This is a genomic window from Pseudomonas putida, from assembly GCA_029953615.1.
Classification (GTDB): Bacteria; Pseudomonadota; Gammaproteobacteria; order Pseudomonadales; family Pseudomonadaceae; genus Aquipseudomonas.
Map to the genome: position 1 here is coordinate 5,093,341 of CP124529.1, position 14,566 is coordinate 5,107,906.

Sequence of the window (14,566 nt, forward strand, 5' to 3'; positions counted from 1 at the left end):
CTCGATCAGCGGTGGGCGCGGTCGAAACGTTTTTCCAGGCGCGACTGCACGGCTTCGAGCAGGATCGACAGCACCCAGTACAGAACGGCGGCGGTAATCAGCATTTCCAGGTGGCGGAACTCGGCGCGGCCCTGGGTGCGGGCCAGGAACATCAGCTCCCACACGCCAATCACCGATACCAGCGAGCTGTCCTTGAGCATGGAGATGAACTGGTTGCCGGTGGGCGGGATGATCAGGCGCATTGACTGCGGCAGGATCACCCGGGTCATGGCCTGGAAGGGGGTCAGGCCTATCGCCCTCGAGGCTTCCCATTGCCCGCGGGGGATGCTGCTGATGCCAGCGCGGAAGATTTCCGTCATGTAGGCGCCGTAGCACAGCGACAGGGCCAGGATGCCTGCCGGCACTGCACCGACCACGTAGCCGAGTTGGGGGATGCCGAGGTAGATCAGGTAGATCTGGATAAGCAGCGGTACACCGCGGAAGAACGAGGTGTAGAAGCTGGCGATGGCGATGGCAAAGCCGTTGGACGACAGCCGTGCGGTCGCACCCAGCAGGGCCAGGATGAAGGCGATGGCAATCGAGATCGTGGACACGTAGACGGTGGTGAACACCCCTTGGGTGATCATGAAGCCGACTTTGCTGGCAATGAAGCTGTAGGACAGGTCGAAGGTGTCGAAGAAAAGCAGGAACAGTAGCAACAGTTCAACCCAGACGGTGATTACCTGGGCCCGCAGTGGAAAGCGGCCGAGGATGAACAGGTTAAGCACCAGGGTCACGGCCAGGGTGCCCGCTACGGCCATGTTGCGCAGCAGCGGCGCCTGCAGGTCGAGCACGACCGGACCCATCAGGCGGGCCAGGCTACCGTCGCCGACGCCGTAGAACAGGGCGAGTGCAAAGATGACGGCGGTGGCCAGGGCCATGAACGCCGGGTTGTCGGTCGCACGCGGTTTGACGATGTGGTCTCTGTACATGGGGGTCGTGCCTCACGGAGCTGGGCTCGTTTGTTGTTGTGAGGCCATTGTAGGGAGGCGAAGTGCAGGCAAGAACCTGACGGATTGCAACGTTTTACAGTTTTTTGCTGGCATTTGAGGAGTGCGATGCCCGACATCTGCTGCAAGCCCCGTCAAATCGTTAGCCACCGGCAGCGCCGGTATTCGCGGCTGAAGCCGCTCCCAAGGTACAGCACATTCCTCAGCTGGCTGGGACCCTGTGGGAGCGGGCATGCCCGCGAAGCAGACGACGCGGTGGATGGCACCGGCTACGCCGGTGTTCGCGGCTAAAGCCGCTCCCACAGGTACAGCACATTCCTCAGCTGGCTGGGACCCTGTGGGAGCGGGCATGCCCGCGAAGCAGACGACGCGGTGGATGGCACCGGCTGCGCCGGTGTTCGCGGGCGCGCCCGCTCCCACAGGTATGGCGCATTCCTTGAGCTGACAGGGTCCCTGTGGAAGCGGCTTTAGCCGCGAAAGGGCCGGAGCAGGCTGGCCTCAACGCTCCAGATAGTGGGTCTGCGCGGCAAAATCGATGAAGCGCTTGCTGGCCAGCGACAGGTATTCCCCCGAACGCCAGCACAAGCGGAAGCTCATCTGCTGCGCTGGCTGGAACGGTACGCCAACGATGCCCGGCGTACGCTGCTGTACCGAGCGCAGCAGCGTCGCCACGCCCATGTTGTCCAGTGCGGCCTGCACCACCAGCGATACGAAGTTGCTTTGCAGCGCCACCTGGTAAGTGATGCCATGTTCAGCGAAGAACGCGTCCAGCAGGTGGCGCTGCACGAAGGTGCGGTCGAACACCACCATGTCGGTATTGCGCAGGTCCTCGGCCGTGAGGAAGGCCTTGCCGGCATAAGGATGGTCAGGGTGCATACATGCCAGCATCTCGTCGCTGCCCAGCAGGATCGATTCCTTGTCGGGCGGCACGCGCCTGGACTCCAGCAGCGCCAGGTCGATTTCCCGTTGTTCCAGGCGCTGGCCAATGTCCTCGGCGCTGCCTTCGAACACGGTCATGGCAATGCCCGGATACAGCTTGCGGAAGGCGTTCATCAAACCGGGCACATAGTGCAGGCCGAACATCGGCGGGATACCGAGGCGCACTTCGCCGCGCTTCAGGTCGGCCATGTCGCGCAGCTCTTGCCGGGCCACATCCATTTCGCGCAGGGCCGATTCGATACGGGGCAGGAACCGTTCGCCCTCGGCCGTCAGGATGACTTTGCGCGTGGTGCGGTTGAACAGGGTCACGCCCAGTTCTTCTTCCAGACGGGTAACTGCCATGCTCAGTGCCGGCTGGGCGATATGCAGGTGCTGCGCGGCTTTGGTGAAGCTGCCTTGGCGTACGATCTCGACGCAGCAGCGCAATGCCTTGAGGTTCATTGAAGGGGCTTACCGTTCATAACAAATTGTGATGCCAAGCATCATAACAATATATTTATTATTATTAACCAGAGGGCCTACGATGCGCGCCACTGAGACATCCTGCAACAACTCAGTCACGCAGCTTAATAAAACTGCAATCCCACAAAGATTTTGAGGTAGTACCCCAAATGGCCAAGGCCGCCGATGTCGTTGTGCAATGCCTGGAAAACGAAGGTGTCGAGTATGTGTTCGGCATTCCCGGTGAGGAAAACCTCGACCTGCTCGAATCCCTGCGCAAGTCGAAGATCAAGCTGGTACTGACCCGTCACGAGCAGTCCGCAGGTTTCATGGCTGCCACCTATGGCCGCCTGACCGGCAAGACCGGCGTCAGCCTGTCCACCCTCGGCCCTGGCGCCACCAACCTGGTTACTGCCAGCGCCTACGCCTACCTGGGCGGCATGCCGATGATGATGATCACCGGCCAGAAGCCGATCAAGAAGTCCAAGCAGGGCCGCTTCCAGATCATCGACGTGTGCGGCATGATGGACCCCATCACCAAGTACACCCACCAGTTCGCCTCGGCCGACAACATCCCGGCCCGCATGCGCGAAGCCTTCCGCCTGGCTGAAGAAGAGAAGCCGGGTGCCGTGCACCTGGAGCTGCCGGAAGACATCGCCGCCGAGCAGACCGACGCCCTGCCGATCCCGCGCAGCCTGCACCGTCGCCCGCTGGCCGAGCACGTGGCCATCGAAGCTGCCGTTGAAAAGCTGCAGAACGCGCGCAGCCCGATTCTGGTGATCGGCGCCGGCGCCAACCGCAAGATGACCGCCAAGGTCCTCAAGCAACTGATCGACAAGACCGGCATCCCGTTCATCACCACGCAGATGGGTAAAGGTGTGGTCGACGAGCGCCATCCGCGCTTCCTGGGTAACGCTGCACTGTCGTCCGGTGACTTCGTGCACCGCGCCGTCGAAGCCGCCGACCTGATCATCAACATCGGCCACGACGTAATCGAGAAGCCGCCGTTCTTCATGGTCCGTGGTGGCACCGAGGTCATTCACATCAACTTCCGCTCCGCCGAAGTCGATGCCGTGTACTTCCCGCAGGTGGAAGTGATCGGCGATATCGCCAACGCCGTATGGCAGATCAGCGAAGCGCTGAACGACACTTCGCACTGGGACTTCACCCGCCTGATGGCCATTCGTGAAGCCAACGAAGCGCAGATCGCCGAAGGTGCCGACGACAACCGCTTCCCGGTCTACCCGCAGCGCCTGGTTGCCGACATCCGTCGCGTGCTGCCGTCCGAAGGCATCGTTGCCCTGGACAACGGCATCTACAAGATCTGGTTCGCCCGCAACTACAAGGCTCACAGGCCGAACACCGTGCTGCTGGACAACGCCCTGGCGACCATGGGCGCCGGCCTGCCATCGGCCATGGCCGCGCACCTGGTGCACCCGGACCGCCCGGTGATTTCGGTGTGCGGCGACGGCGGCTTCATGATGAACAGCCAGGAGCTGGAAACCGCAGTACGCTTAGGGATGCACATCACCGTGGTGATCCTGCGTGACGACGGCTACGGCATGATCCGCTGGAAGCAGGCCAACATGGGCTTCACCGATTTCGGCCTGGACTACGGCAACCCGGACTTCGTCAAGTACGCCGAAGCCTACGGTGCCAACGGCCACCGCGTGGAAAGCGCCGAAGGCTTGCTGCCGCTGCTCGAGCACTGCATCAAGACCCCGGGCGTGCACGTGATCGACTGCCCGGTCGATTACAGCGAGAACGACCGCATCCTCAACAGCGAGCTGCGTGAGCGCGCGCTGGCGGTGTAAGGCTTGACAGGTACGGCGCCACCTCAGGGCTGGCGCCAATCCTCTGCAGGAGCGGCCTTGTGTCGCGATGGGCCGCAAAGCGGCCCCCGGATTTCAGCATTACCGCAACAATCGCCGGGGCCGCTCTGCGGCCCTTTCGCGACATTCATTCGGTACATGAGCGCACACAGCGGTCAGCGGATCGTGCAGGACTTCTTGAAGCCAGGCCACGATCAATGGTCTCATCCCGTGCCCGGACCGACTGGTATTGAATAATGAACCTCCCGCTGTTCGTTTCCCTCGATGGGCCCAAGGGCACAGGTAAAACCACGCTTCTTGAGGCGGTTACCAAAGCCTTGAGGGCTGCCGGCCAGAAAGTCATCCGGCTTAGCGAGAAAAAAAACGACCCCTGCAGGGAAGCAACCATGGCCCTCGTCAACCAGCTGGCCAGGCATCCCTCCCAGGACCTGGAGTTCAGGGTATGCGAGCGTTTTGCCGAGAGCCGTGCCTGGATTTCCCGGCAGGTTCTGCCAGCGCAGCCACCGGGCAGCATCATTCTGATCGATCGCTGGTACCCGTCTGATGCCGCATTTCGCCGCACGGTACCGTTCGACGAGATCTTGCGGTTGAACATCGAGCGGCGTGTGCAAGTGCCGGACCTGCACGTCGGGGTTGTAACGGCCCCTGTTACCTCATGGGCGAGGGCGGCGGCACGAACGCGCGGGCTGGGCAGTACGGTAATCCATAGCCTGGACGAGCAGGTGGCGTGTACCGAGGCGTTCGAACGTGCGGTTGTGGATCATGGCTGGGTACTGTGCCGCAATGAAGGGCCGATCGAGGAGGCAACGAGGCAGATCGTGGCCGAAATCGACAGCGTGCGTCGATCATCTGGCTTGAACGGTGAAAACTGATCCGCTGGCGTTGGTCCTGCTGCTCTGGCCCAGGTAACCAACGGCTTGGCCCGGGCAGCACGCGCAGGGCGGGACGGCTATAGCCCGGCGGCACATGCATATTCCATAATGGTTGTTTAAATAGTTTTTATATTGCTATTAACTATTTAGAAACCATTGCCTGTGAGTAACCGCCGATGTCCGATCCGAAGCCCCTATTGTTTGCGCTCTACGAACAGGCCAGTGTCGGCTGCGGTGGCGCACCGAGTCTCTGGACTCATCCTGCTGACGAGCGCCTGTCGGCCAACACCTTCGAGTTCTGGTCCAATCAGGCCCGTATCGCCGACCAGGCCAATCTCGACATGTTGTTCTTCGCCGATGTACTGGGCTTCTACGATGTGTACGGCGGCAACGCGGATGCGGCTGTGAAATGGGCCGTCGAGGCGCCTGCCAACGACCCGCTGATGATCATTCCTGGGCTGGCTGCCATCACGCGGCAACTGGCGTTCGGCGCGACCGTCAGCACGACCTACGAGCATCCGTTCACTCACGCCCGGCGATTCAGCACGCTTGACCACATGACCCAAGGCAGGATCGGCTGGAACATCGTCACATCCTATCTTTCCAGCGCCGCGCGCAATTTCGGCCTGGAAGAGATGATCAGGCATGGCGATCGCTACGAGCGTGCCGAGGAATTCATGGATGTGGTCTACAAGCTTTGGGAAGGGAGCTGGGCGGATGATGCGGTAGTCGCCGACAAGGCAGCCCGGGTGTATGCCCAAGGGGAACGGGTCAAGCCTGTCGATCACGTTGGCGAGCGTTATCGGGTGGCCGGGCCACATCTCTGTGCGCCGTCGCCACAGCGCACGCCGTTGCTGATTCAGGCGGGGTGGTCAGGAAGAGGGCGCGAGTTCGCAGCCAAACATGCCGAGCTGATATTCATCGCCAAGTCCAACCCCCAGGAAATCCGCCAAGGCCTGGAAGAAATCTGGGCGATGGCCGAGGCCCGTGGCCGCAGCCGGGGGGATGTGCAATCGTTGACGGTGCTGCGGATCGTCACCGCCAAAACCGAGATAGAGGCCCAGCGCAAGTACGACGAACTGCAGAGCAACTACCATCTGGAGGCCCAGCTCGTCAGCTATGCCGGCGACACCGGCTTCGACCTGAGCCGCTATGCCGACAGTGATGCCTTGTCGAATCATACCGAAGGCCTGACCTCCTACATGATGCGCCCGGATGGCAGCGGCAAGCCGTTGACCGCGGGGGACGTCAGGCAGCGCTTTGCCAACGTGACACGGGGTACCGACCTGATCCTGGTGGGCACGCCGCAGCAGGTAGCCGACCGGATCGAACACCATGCGCGTCTCTCGGGCACCAGTGGCTACATGCTCAATCCATTGACCAGCCCCGGCACACTGGAGGACTTTGTCGAGCTGATAGTACCGGAGCTCCAGAAGCGCGGGCTTTACCGGAGCGAGCCGCAGACCGGGACTTTCCGCTCCCGATTGAGAGCGGACGGCGCCAACCGTTTGCCAGCGAGCGCATATGGCGCTTCATTCCGGTCGGCCTGAAGAAACCTGTGAGCGCAAGGAAGGGCTTAACTGGCGCCAGCTCCAGGCGTTACGCTATGCCGTTGCTACCTTGTATACCGCCGGAGGTAACCCATGGCTTCTGCAACTGACAGGCTCTGTTTCGAGGACTTGCAAGTAGGCCAGTCCTTCATCAGCGGTGCGTATGAAATGACCCGGGAGCGGATCGTGGACTTCGCCTCGGAGTTCGACCCTCAGCCATTCCATACGGACGTCGATGCTGCAAAGGACACCTTTTTTGCTGGATTGGCTGCCAGCGGCTGGCATACCTGCGCGGTTACCATGCGATTGTTGGTGGAGAGTGTTCCAGTGGCTGGAGGGCTCATTGGTGCCGGCAGCGAGATCACCTGGCCAAGGGCGGTGCGACCAGGTGACCTGTTGCGAGTCACCACAACCATAAGGGAACTTGCCGCGTCGAAGTCGAAGCCTGATCGGGGCTTCGCTGTCCTTGAAAGCACCACACTCAATCAGGACGATGCCGTATGCCAGACCACTGTTTCACGCGTACTGGTCTTTCGTCGAGCCGCTTCGTAAAGCCCCGGGCCGAAGCCCCGGGCGGAAGCACGGCCCCCGGCATGGTGCCTGCGCAGCGTCGGGAGCACGGTCGCGGATAGTACAGGCTCAGCCAGCCAGCGCCTTGATCAGCTGCTCGTTGAAGGCCGGGATATCGTCCGGCTTGCGGCTGCTGATCAGGTTGCCGTCCACCACCACTTGTTCATCCACCCAGGTGCCGCCAGCGTTGCGAATATCGTCCTGCAATGTCTTGTAGCTGGTCATCCGCTTGCCGTTGGCCAGGCCTGCCGACACCAGCAGCCAGGCGCCATGACAGATCACCGCCAGCGGCCTGTTTGCAGCGTTGTGACTTTTCACCAGCTTTTGAGCACCGGGTATCAGGCGAATGTTATCGGAATTCTGTACGCCGCCAGGCAGCACGATGGCATCGTAAAGATCGAGGTGGGCGCTTTCGAAGGTAGCATCCACGGCAAACGCGTCGGCTGGCTTGTCGTGATTCCAGCCACGCACAGCGCCTTCCTTGTCAGCCAGGATATCGACCACGGCACCGTTTTTCACCAAGGCATCCCGAGGGCCGGTCAGCTCTACCTGTTCAAAACCATCGGTAACCAGGAACGCCACGCGTTTGCCATTCAGTTGGGTATTCATCATTTGATCTCCGCTACAGTTTTTTGCCCGGCAATACAGAGCCGAGTACCTGCCTGGCCGTCTGGACGATGACCCCGGCCTTATCCGGGTCGCCCTTGAACAGGCTGCTGGCGAATTTCTTCGCTTGCTCCAGCTTGATGTGGGGCGGCAGTGGCGGTACGTCCGGATCGGTCTTGAATTCGATCAACACCGGCCGGTCAGCCGCCAGGGCTCGTTCCCATGCGTCGGCAACTTCTTCTTCGCGCTCCACGTAGATGCCCTGCAACCCGATGGAGATGGCGAACAGGTGATAGGGCACATCAGGGATCGCCTGTGAGGCCTCGAATTTGGGGTCGCCCTCCATTACCCGTTGTTCCCAGGTCACCTGGTTGAGGTCTTCATTGTTGAACACCGCGCAGATCCACTGCGGGTTTTCCCAAAGCTGCCAGTACTTGGCAACGGTGATGAGCTCGGCCAGATTGTTCATCTGCATGGCGCCGTCGCCCACCAGTGCCACCACGCTGCGCTGCGGGTGCGCGAACTTGGCGGCGATGGCATAGGGGACTGCCGCGCCCATGCTGGCCAGGCCGCCGGACAACGAACACTGCATGCCCTGGCGTATCTGCAGGTCGCGGGCAAACCAGTTGGCGCACGACCCCGAGTCGCTGGTGACGATGGCGTGGTCGGGCAGGCGCGGGGAGAGTTCGTGTACCACACGTTGCGGGTTGATCGGGTCGGCCTTGACCAGTGCGCGATTGTGCAGGGTCTTGTCCCAGTGCGCGCGCCAGCTTTCGACCTTGTCGCGCCATCGCCGCTCGGTCTTGTGTTCGAGCAATGGCAGCAGTGCCCGCAGCGTTTCGCTGGCATCGCCGACCAGGTTGACTTCCATGGGGTAGCGCAGGCTGAGCATGTCTGGCTGCAAATCGATCTGCACGCCGCGCGCCTGGCCTTCCTGGGGCAGGAACTCGGCATAGGGGAAGCCGGAGCCGATCATCAGCAAGGTGTCGCATTCGCTCATCAGCTGATAACTCGGTTCGGTACCGAGAAGCCCGATGGCGCCCGTGACCCAAGGCAGGTCGTCTGGCACTACGGCCTTGCCCAGCAGCGCCTTGGCCACGCCTGCGCCAAGCGTTTCAGCTACCGCGATCACCTGTTCGGTGGCGTGCAGGGCACCGGCCCCGACCAGAATCGCCACTTTCCGCCCAGCGTTGAGTACCGCGGCGGCCCGTTGCAAGTCGTCCTCGAAGGGCACCACCCGGGGCTTGCTGTAGCCGATACCGGAATGCACCGTGCCATGGGCTTTCGGTGGTTCGTGGTAGGGCAGATCCTGCAGGTCGTTGGGCAGGATCAGAGCGGTGACCCGGCGTTCGCCAACGGCAGTACGTATGGCGCGATCGAGCAAGTGGCGCACCTGTTCCGGGGTCGAGGCCTGCTGAACGAAGGCACCTGCGACGTCCTTGAACATCGACAGCAGGTCCAGTTCCTGCTGGTAATGCCCGCCCAGCGCTGCTCGCGCCTGTTGGCCAACGATGGCCAGCACCGGCTGGTGATCCATGCGCGCGTCGTACAGGCCGGTAAGCAAATGGGAAGCGCCCGGGCCAGAGGTGGCGATGCATACGCCCAGCTCACCGGTGAACTTGGCATGGGCACTGGCCATGAAGGCTGCCATTTCCTCATGGCGGGCCTGAATGAACTGGATCTTGCCCTCGGCCCGGCTGAGGGCTCCGAATACGCCGTTGATGCCGTCGCCGGGGTAGCCAAAGATGCGCCGTACACCCCATTGATACAAGCGCTCTACCAGAAAGTCACCTACCGTGCTGGTCATTGCCTTCTCCCGTGCCTGGTCGATAGGTGTCTGGACTTGGCCGGGCTCAGGAAAGTTTCAAGCGTGTGCGCTTTGCTCTACTGACTGGACTGCTTTTGCCAAAAGAGCGCCGAAAGGCGCGACCCCTTCTTGTGTTGCCTGAATGTCTGGCGTCCAGTTCCTTAAGGCATTTCGTCAGCGTCTGCAAAAACATTTTCACCACGTGCGGTTTGCGGCGGGTCACTTGTGAACACAGAACATCCTGTGTCAACAACCTGAGGTAAAGATCATGGCCAATAACCAAGACCAGAGCCGCGGCAAGCAGGGCGGCACCGCCAACAGCAATCCAGGTAACTTTGCCAACGATCGCGAGAAGGCGTCGGAAGCGGGGCACAAGGGGGGGCAGGCCTCCGGTGGCAACTTCAAGAACGATCCGGAGCGGGCCTCCGAGGCTGGCCGCAAGGGCGGCCAACAAAGCCACGGCGGCGGCCGCAACAGCGATGACAACCGCTGATCACCGTTGAACCGACCGGGGCGGCTGCAGACGCCCCGGCGATTCCTTTTCATGCGCCAGAGCCGGTCGTCGTCGCTGCTGAACGGCTGCACGCAAGCCAGGATCAATCGAGCTGAGTCGCCCGTGTTCATTCAGCCCGCCAGGAGTTACAGCGATGGCCAAGTATCTGTACCTGATCAGCTACATCCTCGACAACCAACCCGGAACCTGCGAATTGCGCAGCGACCAGGAAGACCTTAGCCGCGAAGCGGCGCGTGACTACCTGCAAGGCCTGCACCGCAGCGAGGCGTCATCGTTCACCGACGTACAGGTGCAGCGTCTGCAACATGATCATGAGCCAGGCACATCGCCGGGGCATTATCAGCAGCCATGAAAAGATGAGGGCTGGCACATGAAAAGAAGAGGTGAAACCTACAGGCAGTGGTGCGACCCGATTCTGCACCATCAAACCCATGACGAAGTGCTCGACACCGGCACCTGCATCGAAGTGCAGACGCGCCTGTCACGCACGGGGGCGACCCAGTTGTTCATCGGGGTCTATCGCCCCGACGGTTCGGTGGTGTGCGAACAAGCCTATGACCAGCGCGCCGGGGAAACCATGAGCCGGGCACTGGTGTGGGGAGTGGGGTATGCCAGGCGTGTTGCGCGGGAGGATGAGGACGAGGCGTGCGGTGATGAACCGGCCAGTAGCCGAACCGGCAAGGTCGAGGCTTGGTGAATGATGTTCTGCCGTTGCAGCCGCGGTTTACGACAGGGGCTGTCATGATTTATCTGGGGTGTGCGGGATGGAGTCTGTCCAGTCGTGATGCCGAGGCATTTGCGCAGCCTGGCAGCCATCTGCAACGCTACGCCACCCGCTTCAATGCAGTAGAAATCAACAGTTCGTTCTACCGCCCTCATCGCCCGGAAACCTATGCCCGTTGGGCCTCTTCGGTGCCTGAGGGTTTCCGCTTCGCAGTGAAGCTGCCAAAGGCCATTACCCATGAGCAGCAACTTCAGGGATGCGAATACGCGCTTGACACGTTTCTCGCTCAATGCGGGCAGTTGGGCGACCGCCTGGGTTGCCTGTTGGTGCAGCTGCCGCCATCCCTCCAACATCACCCTCAACAGGCACGCCGCTTCTTTGAAAGCCTGCGGCAACGGTATGCCGGACCGGTGGCGCTGGAGCCCAGGCACGCAAGCTGGCAGTCGGCACAGCAGATGCTGGCCGACCTGCGCATCGCCCAGGTGGCGGCGAGCCCAGCGCGTTTCGTTACCGATGGGCAGCCGGGTGGATGGCCCGGGCTGGTTTACTGGCGCCTGCATGGCGAGCCGCGGATCTATCACAGCGAGTACGCCAGCGAATACCTCCAGCAACTGGCTGAACGCCTGCAGCAAAGCCATGCCGCCGGAGCTTGCGCCTGGTGTATTTTCGACAACACCGCCTCCGGTGCCGCGACGGTAAACGCGTTGGCCCTGGAGCAGCGTCTGCGCTGAGCAGGGCGTGCACACCAGGGGACGGAAAAGAGCGGTGACCAATTGGTCAAAATTAATGAATCTTTTTCCGCATGGCTCGCTCCATTAGTCTGAATCGACGAAGGAGAGTCCAATGGCAGGACAGCAGTTGTATGTGATCGAGTATGAGCTTCATGGGGAATATCGCACCTTCATCATCCGGCTCGAGCGTATGAACAACGCCGAGGCATGGCACTGGGCAAGTTGCGACGCGGGGGTAGGCATCATTCCGCGGTTTGGCCAGCACACGATAAAGAAGGTCAGCCGGCCGATGGCTGAGCGCTATGGCATCAACAATGTGCGCTGGCGTGCGTCAGGAGAAGGGCCCGAGTTCGTCGCTCCGCCCATTGATGTAAAGAAATTCTCGAATAGCGGTACGGGCAGTAGCTGAGCGGGAGGCGCAGTAGGCCTGTCTGCAGTTTTCAGGCAGGCCTGCGCTCATGGATTCGCTGCTCAGGTTTCGAGACACGATCATCCTCACTTTCAGGAGCCAGCGCGTGCCGCGAATCATCACTCCAGCTACCCCTGAACACGAAATCAGCGAGCAGAACGCCCGCATGTTCGGTTCGCCAAAGGAGCGCCTGGATTTCTACCGCTGCGAAATACAGTATGAGACCAGCATCCTCGCCAACCGCACCGACGCCTATCTCGCTGCGCAGTCTTTTCTGGTCATCGCCTTCGTGTCATCGATGGGTAACCTGAACCAGAGCTGGGGCGAGATGTTCACCCTGGTCGTTCCGCCGTTTCTCGCCTTGCTGGGCGTTTTGAGTTCTCTCAATGCCTGGCCGGGTATTCGAGCAGCCTACAAGATCATCGAGCACTGGCAACTGAAGCAGAGCCACTTGCTGCGCAGCGAGCCATTGATGGGGCTGGCATATGACGAATCGCCCCTGTTCAGTGAGGCGGAAACCTCACTGGCCGGGCACCGCAAGTCGTTGCTGTTCTCGCTGCGTACGCCGTGGATATTCCTGGTGTTCTGGGTAATCCTCGGTACCTACGCTGTGTTCATCCAGCTGGCGTGAGCACCGTGGCCCGGCATGACGCCGCCGGGCCACGCGCTGCATGGCTCAGCGCCGTCTACGGCGCAGCATTGTCAACACACAACCCGCCAAGGCTAGCAGCGCGGTTGCCACGAGCATGCCGCGCACGGGCTGTTGCGAGCGGCCGGGTTTCGGTTCAGCCGGGGCTGAGCCAGGTTGTTCGATGCGTCTGGCCTTGTACTCGGGCGGCCAGTGTTCGATGGCTGAAATCTTCAGGCGTGTACCGTCGACCAGGGTGAGGGTCAGGTCAGCGATGTCTCCTGCAGCGCGGCCGGGGAAAACCGGCTCGCCGGTGGCGTCGAGCTCGTCATAGATGAACCGTTGCCCCTCGAGCCAGCCAATGGCGGTGAGCAGTTCAGGCCCCAGGTAGTATTTGCCGTCGAGGAAAAACCCCGGAAACTGATGTGCTCGCTCAAGGTTTTCCACGCGGTAGCGTTCGCCCGGCTTCATGCCGGTAGCCGGGTCAATCATGGCTGGTTACTCCTGTTGTAAAGCCCGTACCCAGCGTGCCGGCCGCAGCGCCCGGCACCAGGATCACCTTGCGGCAGTCGTCCTGCTTCTGGTCGAACAGTTTGTAGCCCATGGCCGCCTCTTCCAGTGCCAGGCGGTGGGTGACGATCAGCTCCGGTTGCAGGCGCCCGGCCTCGATGTGTTCAAGCAACTCCGGGAGGAATTTCTGCACATGGGTCTGGCCCATCCTGAAGGTCAGGCCTTTGTCGAAGGCATCTCCAAACAGGAAGCCGTGAATGAAGCCTGCATACACCCCGGGCACACTGACGATGCCCCCGCGACGCACAGCCGCGATACTCTGACGCAGTGCCTTGCCGCTGCTGCCTTCGATCTTGAGTGCGGTGAGTACCGTTTCGGTGGTGCTGCCCTTGGCTTCGAAGCCTACTGCATCGATTACCGCATCCACGCCACGCATGCCGGGCGTGAGGCGGATGATGCTGTCGGCCGGGTCGTCGTCCTGCTCGAAATTGATCGGGACCACGCCATAGGAATCGCGCGCGAAAGCCAGGCGGTAGGCATTGTCATCGACCATGAAGATGGTCTGGGCGCCCAGCATGCGCGCGCAGGCAGCGCTCAGCAGCCCGACCGGCCCGGCGCCATAGATGGCCACGGTCGAGCCCTGGCCGATCTGCGCATTGGTGACGGCCTGCCAGGCTGTGGGCAGGATATCCGAGAGAAACAGTACCTTGTCGTCCGGCAGGGCGGAGGGCACCTTGAATGGGCCAACATTGGCTTTGGGGACCCGTACATAATCGGCCTGCCCGCCGGGCACGCCACCGTACAGGTGGCTGTAGCCGAACAATGCAGCGCCGGGCGGGATGCCCTTCTTGTTGAGGATGGCGCCACGGCCGGTGTTGGTGGTTTCGCAGGCGGCGAACTGCTCGAGCTGGCAGAAGAAACAGCTGCCACAGGCGATCACGAAAGGGATCACCACCCGATCACCGACCTGCAAATGGGTAACAGCGCGCCCGGTCTCTTCGACGATGCCCATGAACTCATGGCCGAAGATGTCGCCGGGTTCGGTCTGCGGAATCTTGCCGTGGTAGAGGTGCAGGTCAGAGCCGCAGATGGCCGTGGCGGTAACCCGCAGAATGATGTCGTCCTCGTCCTGGATGATCGGATCCGGAACATTGTCGACGCGCACGTCCTGTGCCCCGTGATAAGTCAGTGCTCTCATGAATTCAACTCCTGCAAAGGCGGATGGGCCGTGATGATCTATGCAGGGGAAGCCATGCGATGGGGCAAAGTTCAGGTGAAGTTATCCAGTGGTAACTGGCTGCCGCCTTGGATTGGCCTCGCATTCAAAGCCATTGCTCCGGTTGCAGTGCTGATGGTTGATTGCGCCGGTTTGTTTGGTCCCCCAGGCAAATGTCATAGATCACAAACGCTGAACTCCCGGCGCCTCACCTGCGTCCCTCGAATG

At 61.4% G+C, this 14,566-nt stretch carries 16 protein-coding genes; 10 read left to right on the plus strand and 6 right to left on the minus strand.

All coding sequences use genetic code 11. The features are described 5' to 3' along the window. Window positions 1-5: 5 nt before the first annotated feature. Both QIY50_23280 and QIY50_23285 read right to left on the minus strand, forming a co-directional pair. Window positions 6-971 (minus strand): amino acid ABC transporter permease, encoded by a 966-nt coding sequence (locus QIY50_23280; GenBank protein ID WGV20179.1) that lies wholly within the window; start codon window positions 969-971, stop codon window positions 6-8. Between the two features lie 516 nt (window positions 972-1,487). Beyond that, the gene (locus tag QIY50_23285) at window positions 1,488-2,369 is read right to left on the minus strand and encodes a LysR family transcriptional regulator (protein ID WGV20180.1); all 882 of its coding nucleotides are present in this window, start codon (window positions 2,367-2,369) and stop codon (window positions 1,488-1,490) included. A gap of 170 nt (window positions 2,370-2,539) precedes the next feature. Between QIY50_23285 and QIY50_23290 the strand changes: the two genes are divergently transcribed. The 4 genes from QIY50_23290 (at window position 2,540) to QIY50_23305 (ending at window position 7,175) form a co-directional block, all read left to right on the plus strand. Beyond that, window positions 2,540-4,183, plus strand: coding sequence for an acetolactate synthase large subunit (locus tag QIY50_23290; GenBank protein WGV20181.1), 1,644 nt, complete (start codon window positions 2,540-2,542; stop codon window positions 4,181-4,183). Window positions 4,184-4,437: 254 nt separating this feature from the next. Then, complete coding sequence (locus tag QIY50_23295) at window positions 4,438-5,073, plus strand: dTMP kinase (GenBank protein ID WGV20182.1); 636 nt, start codon at window positions 4,438-4,440, stop codon at window positions 5,071-5,073. Between the two features lie 176 nt (window positions 5,074-5,249). After that, window positions 5,250-6,623: an LLM class flavin-dependent oxidoreductase gene (locus QIY50_23300; protein WGV20183.1), complete on the plus strand. Its 1,374-nt coding sequence runs from the start codon at window positions 5,250-5,252 to the stop codon at window positions 6,621-6,623. Window positions 6,624-6,716: 93 nt separating this feature from the next. Then, window positions 6,717-7,175, plus strand: a complete 459-nt coding sequence (locus tag QIY50_23305) for a MaoC family dehydratase (protein ID WGV20184.1) — start codon at window positions 6,717-6,719, stop codon at window positions 7,173-7,175. 87 nt (window positions 7,176-7,262) lie between these two features. On the opposite strand, the gene QIY50_23310 is transcribed toward QIY50_23305, so the two are convergent. Beyond that, the gene (locus QIY50_23310; protein ID WGV20185.1) at window positions 7,263-7,802 is read right to left on the minus strand and encodes a type 1 glutamine amidotransferase domain-containing protein; all 540 of its coding nucleotides are present in this window, start codon (window positions 7,800-7,802) and stop codon (window positions 7,263-7,265) included. Window positions 7,803-7,815: 13 nt separating this feature from the next. Further along, window positions 7,816-9,606 carry a thiamine pyrophosphate-requiring protein gene (locus QIY50_23315; protein ID WGV20186.1) on the minus strand — a complete coding sequence of 597 codons (1,791 nt, stop codon included), beginning with the start codon at window positions 9,604-9,606 and terminating at the stop codon, window positions 7,816-7,818. 268 nt (window positions 9,607-9,874) lie between these two features. Here QIY50_23315 and QIY50_23320 point away from each other — a divergent pair, with 268 nt between their 5' ends. From QIY50_23320 to QIY50_23345, 6 genes are all read left to right on the plus strand, one after another. Beyond that, window positions 9,875-10,099 (plus strand): general stress protein, encoded by a 225-nt coding sequence (locus QIY50_23320; GenBank protein WGV20187.1) that lies wholly within the window; start codon window positions 9,875-9,877, stop codon window positions 10,097-10,099. A 154-nt stretch (window positions 10,100-10,253) separates the two neighbouring features. Further along, on the plus strand, window positions 10,254-10,472 hold the full coding sequence (locus QIY50_23325; GenBank protein ID WGV20188.1) for a hypothetical protein: 219 nt from the start codon (window positions 10,254-10,256) through the stop codon (window positions 10,470-10,472). 18 nt (window positions 10,473-10,490) lie between these two features. Next, window positions 10,491-10,817, plus strand: a complete 327-nt coding sequence (locus QIY50_23330; protein WGV20189.1) for a hypothetical protein — start codon at window positions 10,491-10,493, stop codon at window positions 10,815-10,817. Window positions 10,818-10,861: 44 nt separating this feature from the next. Beyond that, complete coding sequence (locus QIY50_23335; protein ID WGV20190.1) at window positions 10,862-11,575, plus strand: DUF72 domain-containing protein; 714 nt, start codon at window positions 10,862-10,864, stop codon at window positions 11,573-11,575. Window positions 11,576-11,687: 112 nt separating this feature from the next. After that, window positions 11,688-11,984, plus strand: a complete 297-nt coding sequence (locus tag QIY50_23340) for a hypothetical protein (protein WGV20191.1) — start codon at window positions 11,688-11,690, stop codon at window positions 11,982-11,984. 106 nt (window positions 11,985-12,090) lie between these two features. Next, window positions 12,091-12,615, plus strand: coding sequence for a hypothetical protein (locus QIY50_23345; GenBank protein ID WGV20192.1), 525 nt, complete (start codon window positions 12,091-12,093; stop codon window positions 12,613-12,615). A gap of 45 nt (window positions 12,616-12,660) precedes the next feature. Here the strand turns inward: QIY50_23345 and QIY50_23350 are convergent, their stop codons facing one another. Beyond that, window positions 12,661-13,104 carry a short chain dehydrogenase gene (locus QIY50_23350; GenBank protein WGV20193.1) on the minus strand — a complete coding sequence of 148 codons (444 nt, stop codon included), beginning with the start codon at window positions 13,102-13,104 and terminating at the stop codon, window positions 12,661-12,663. Next, window positions 13,097-14,320, minus strand: a complete 1,224-nt coding sequence (locus QIY50_23355) for a zinc-dependent alcohol dehydrogenase (GenBank protein WGV20194.1) — start codon at window positions 14,318-14,320, stop codon at window positions 13,097-13,099. Before QIY50_23355 ends, QIY50_23350 begins: the two co-directional genes overlap by 8 nt. Window positions 14,321-14,566 lie beyond the last annotated feature (246 nt).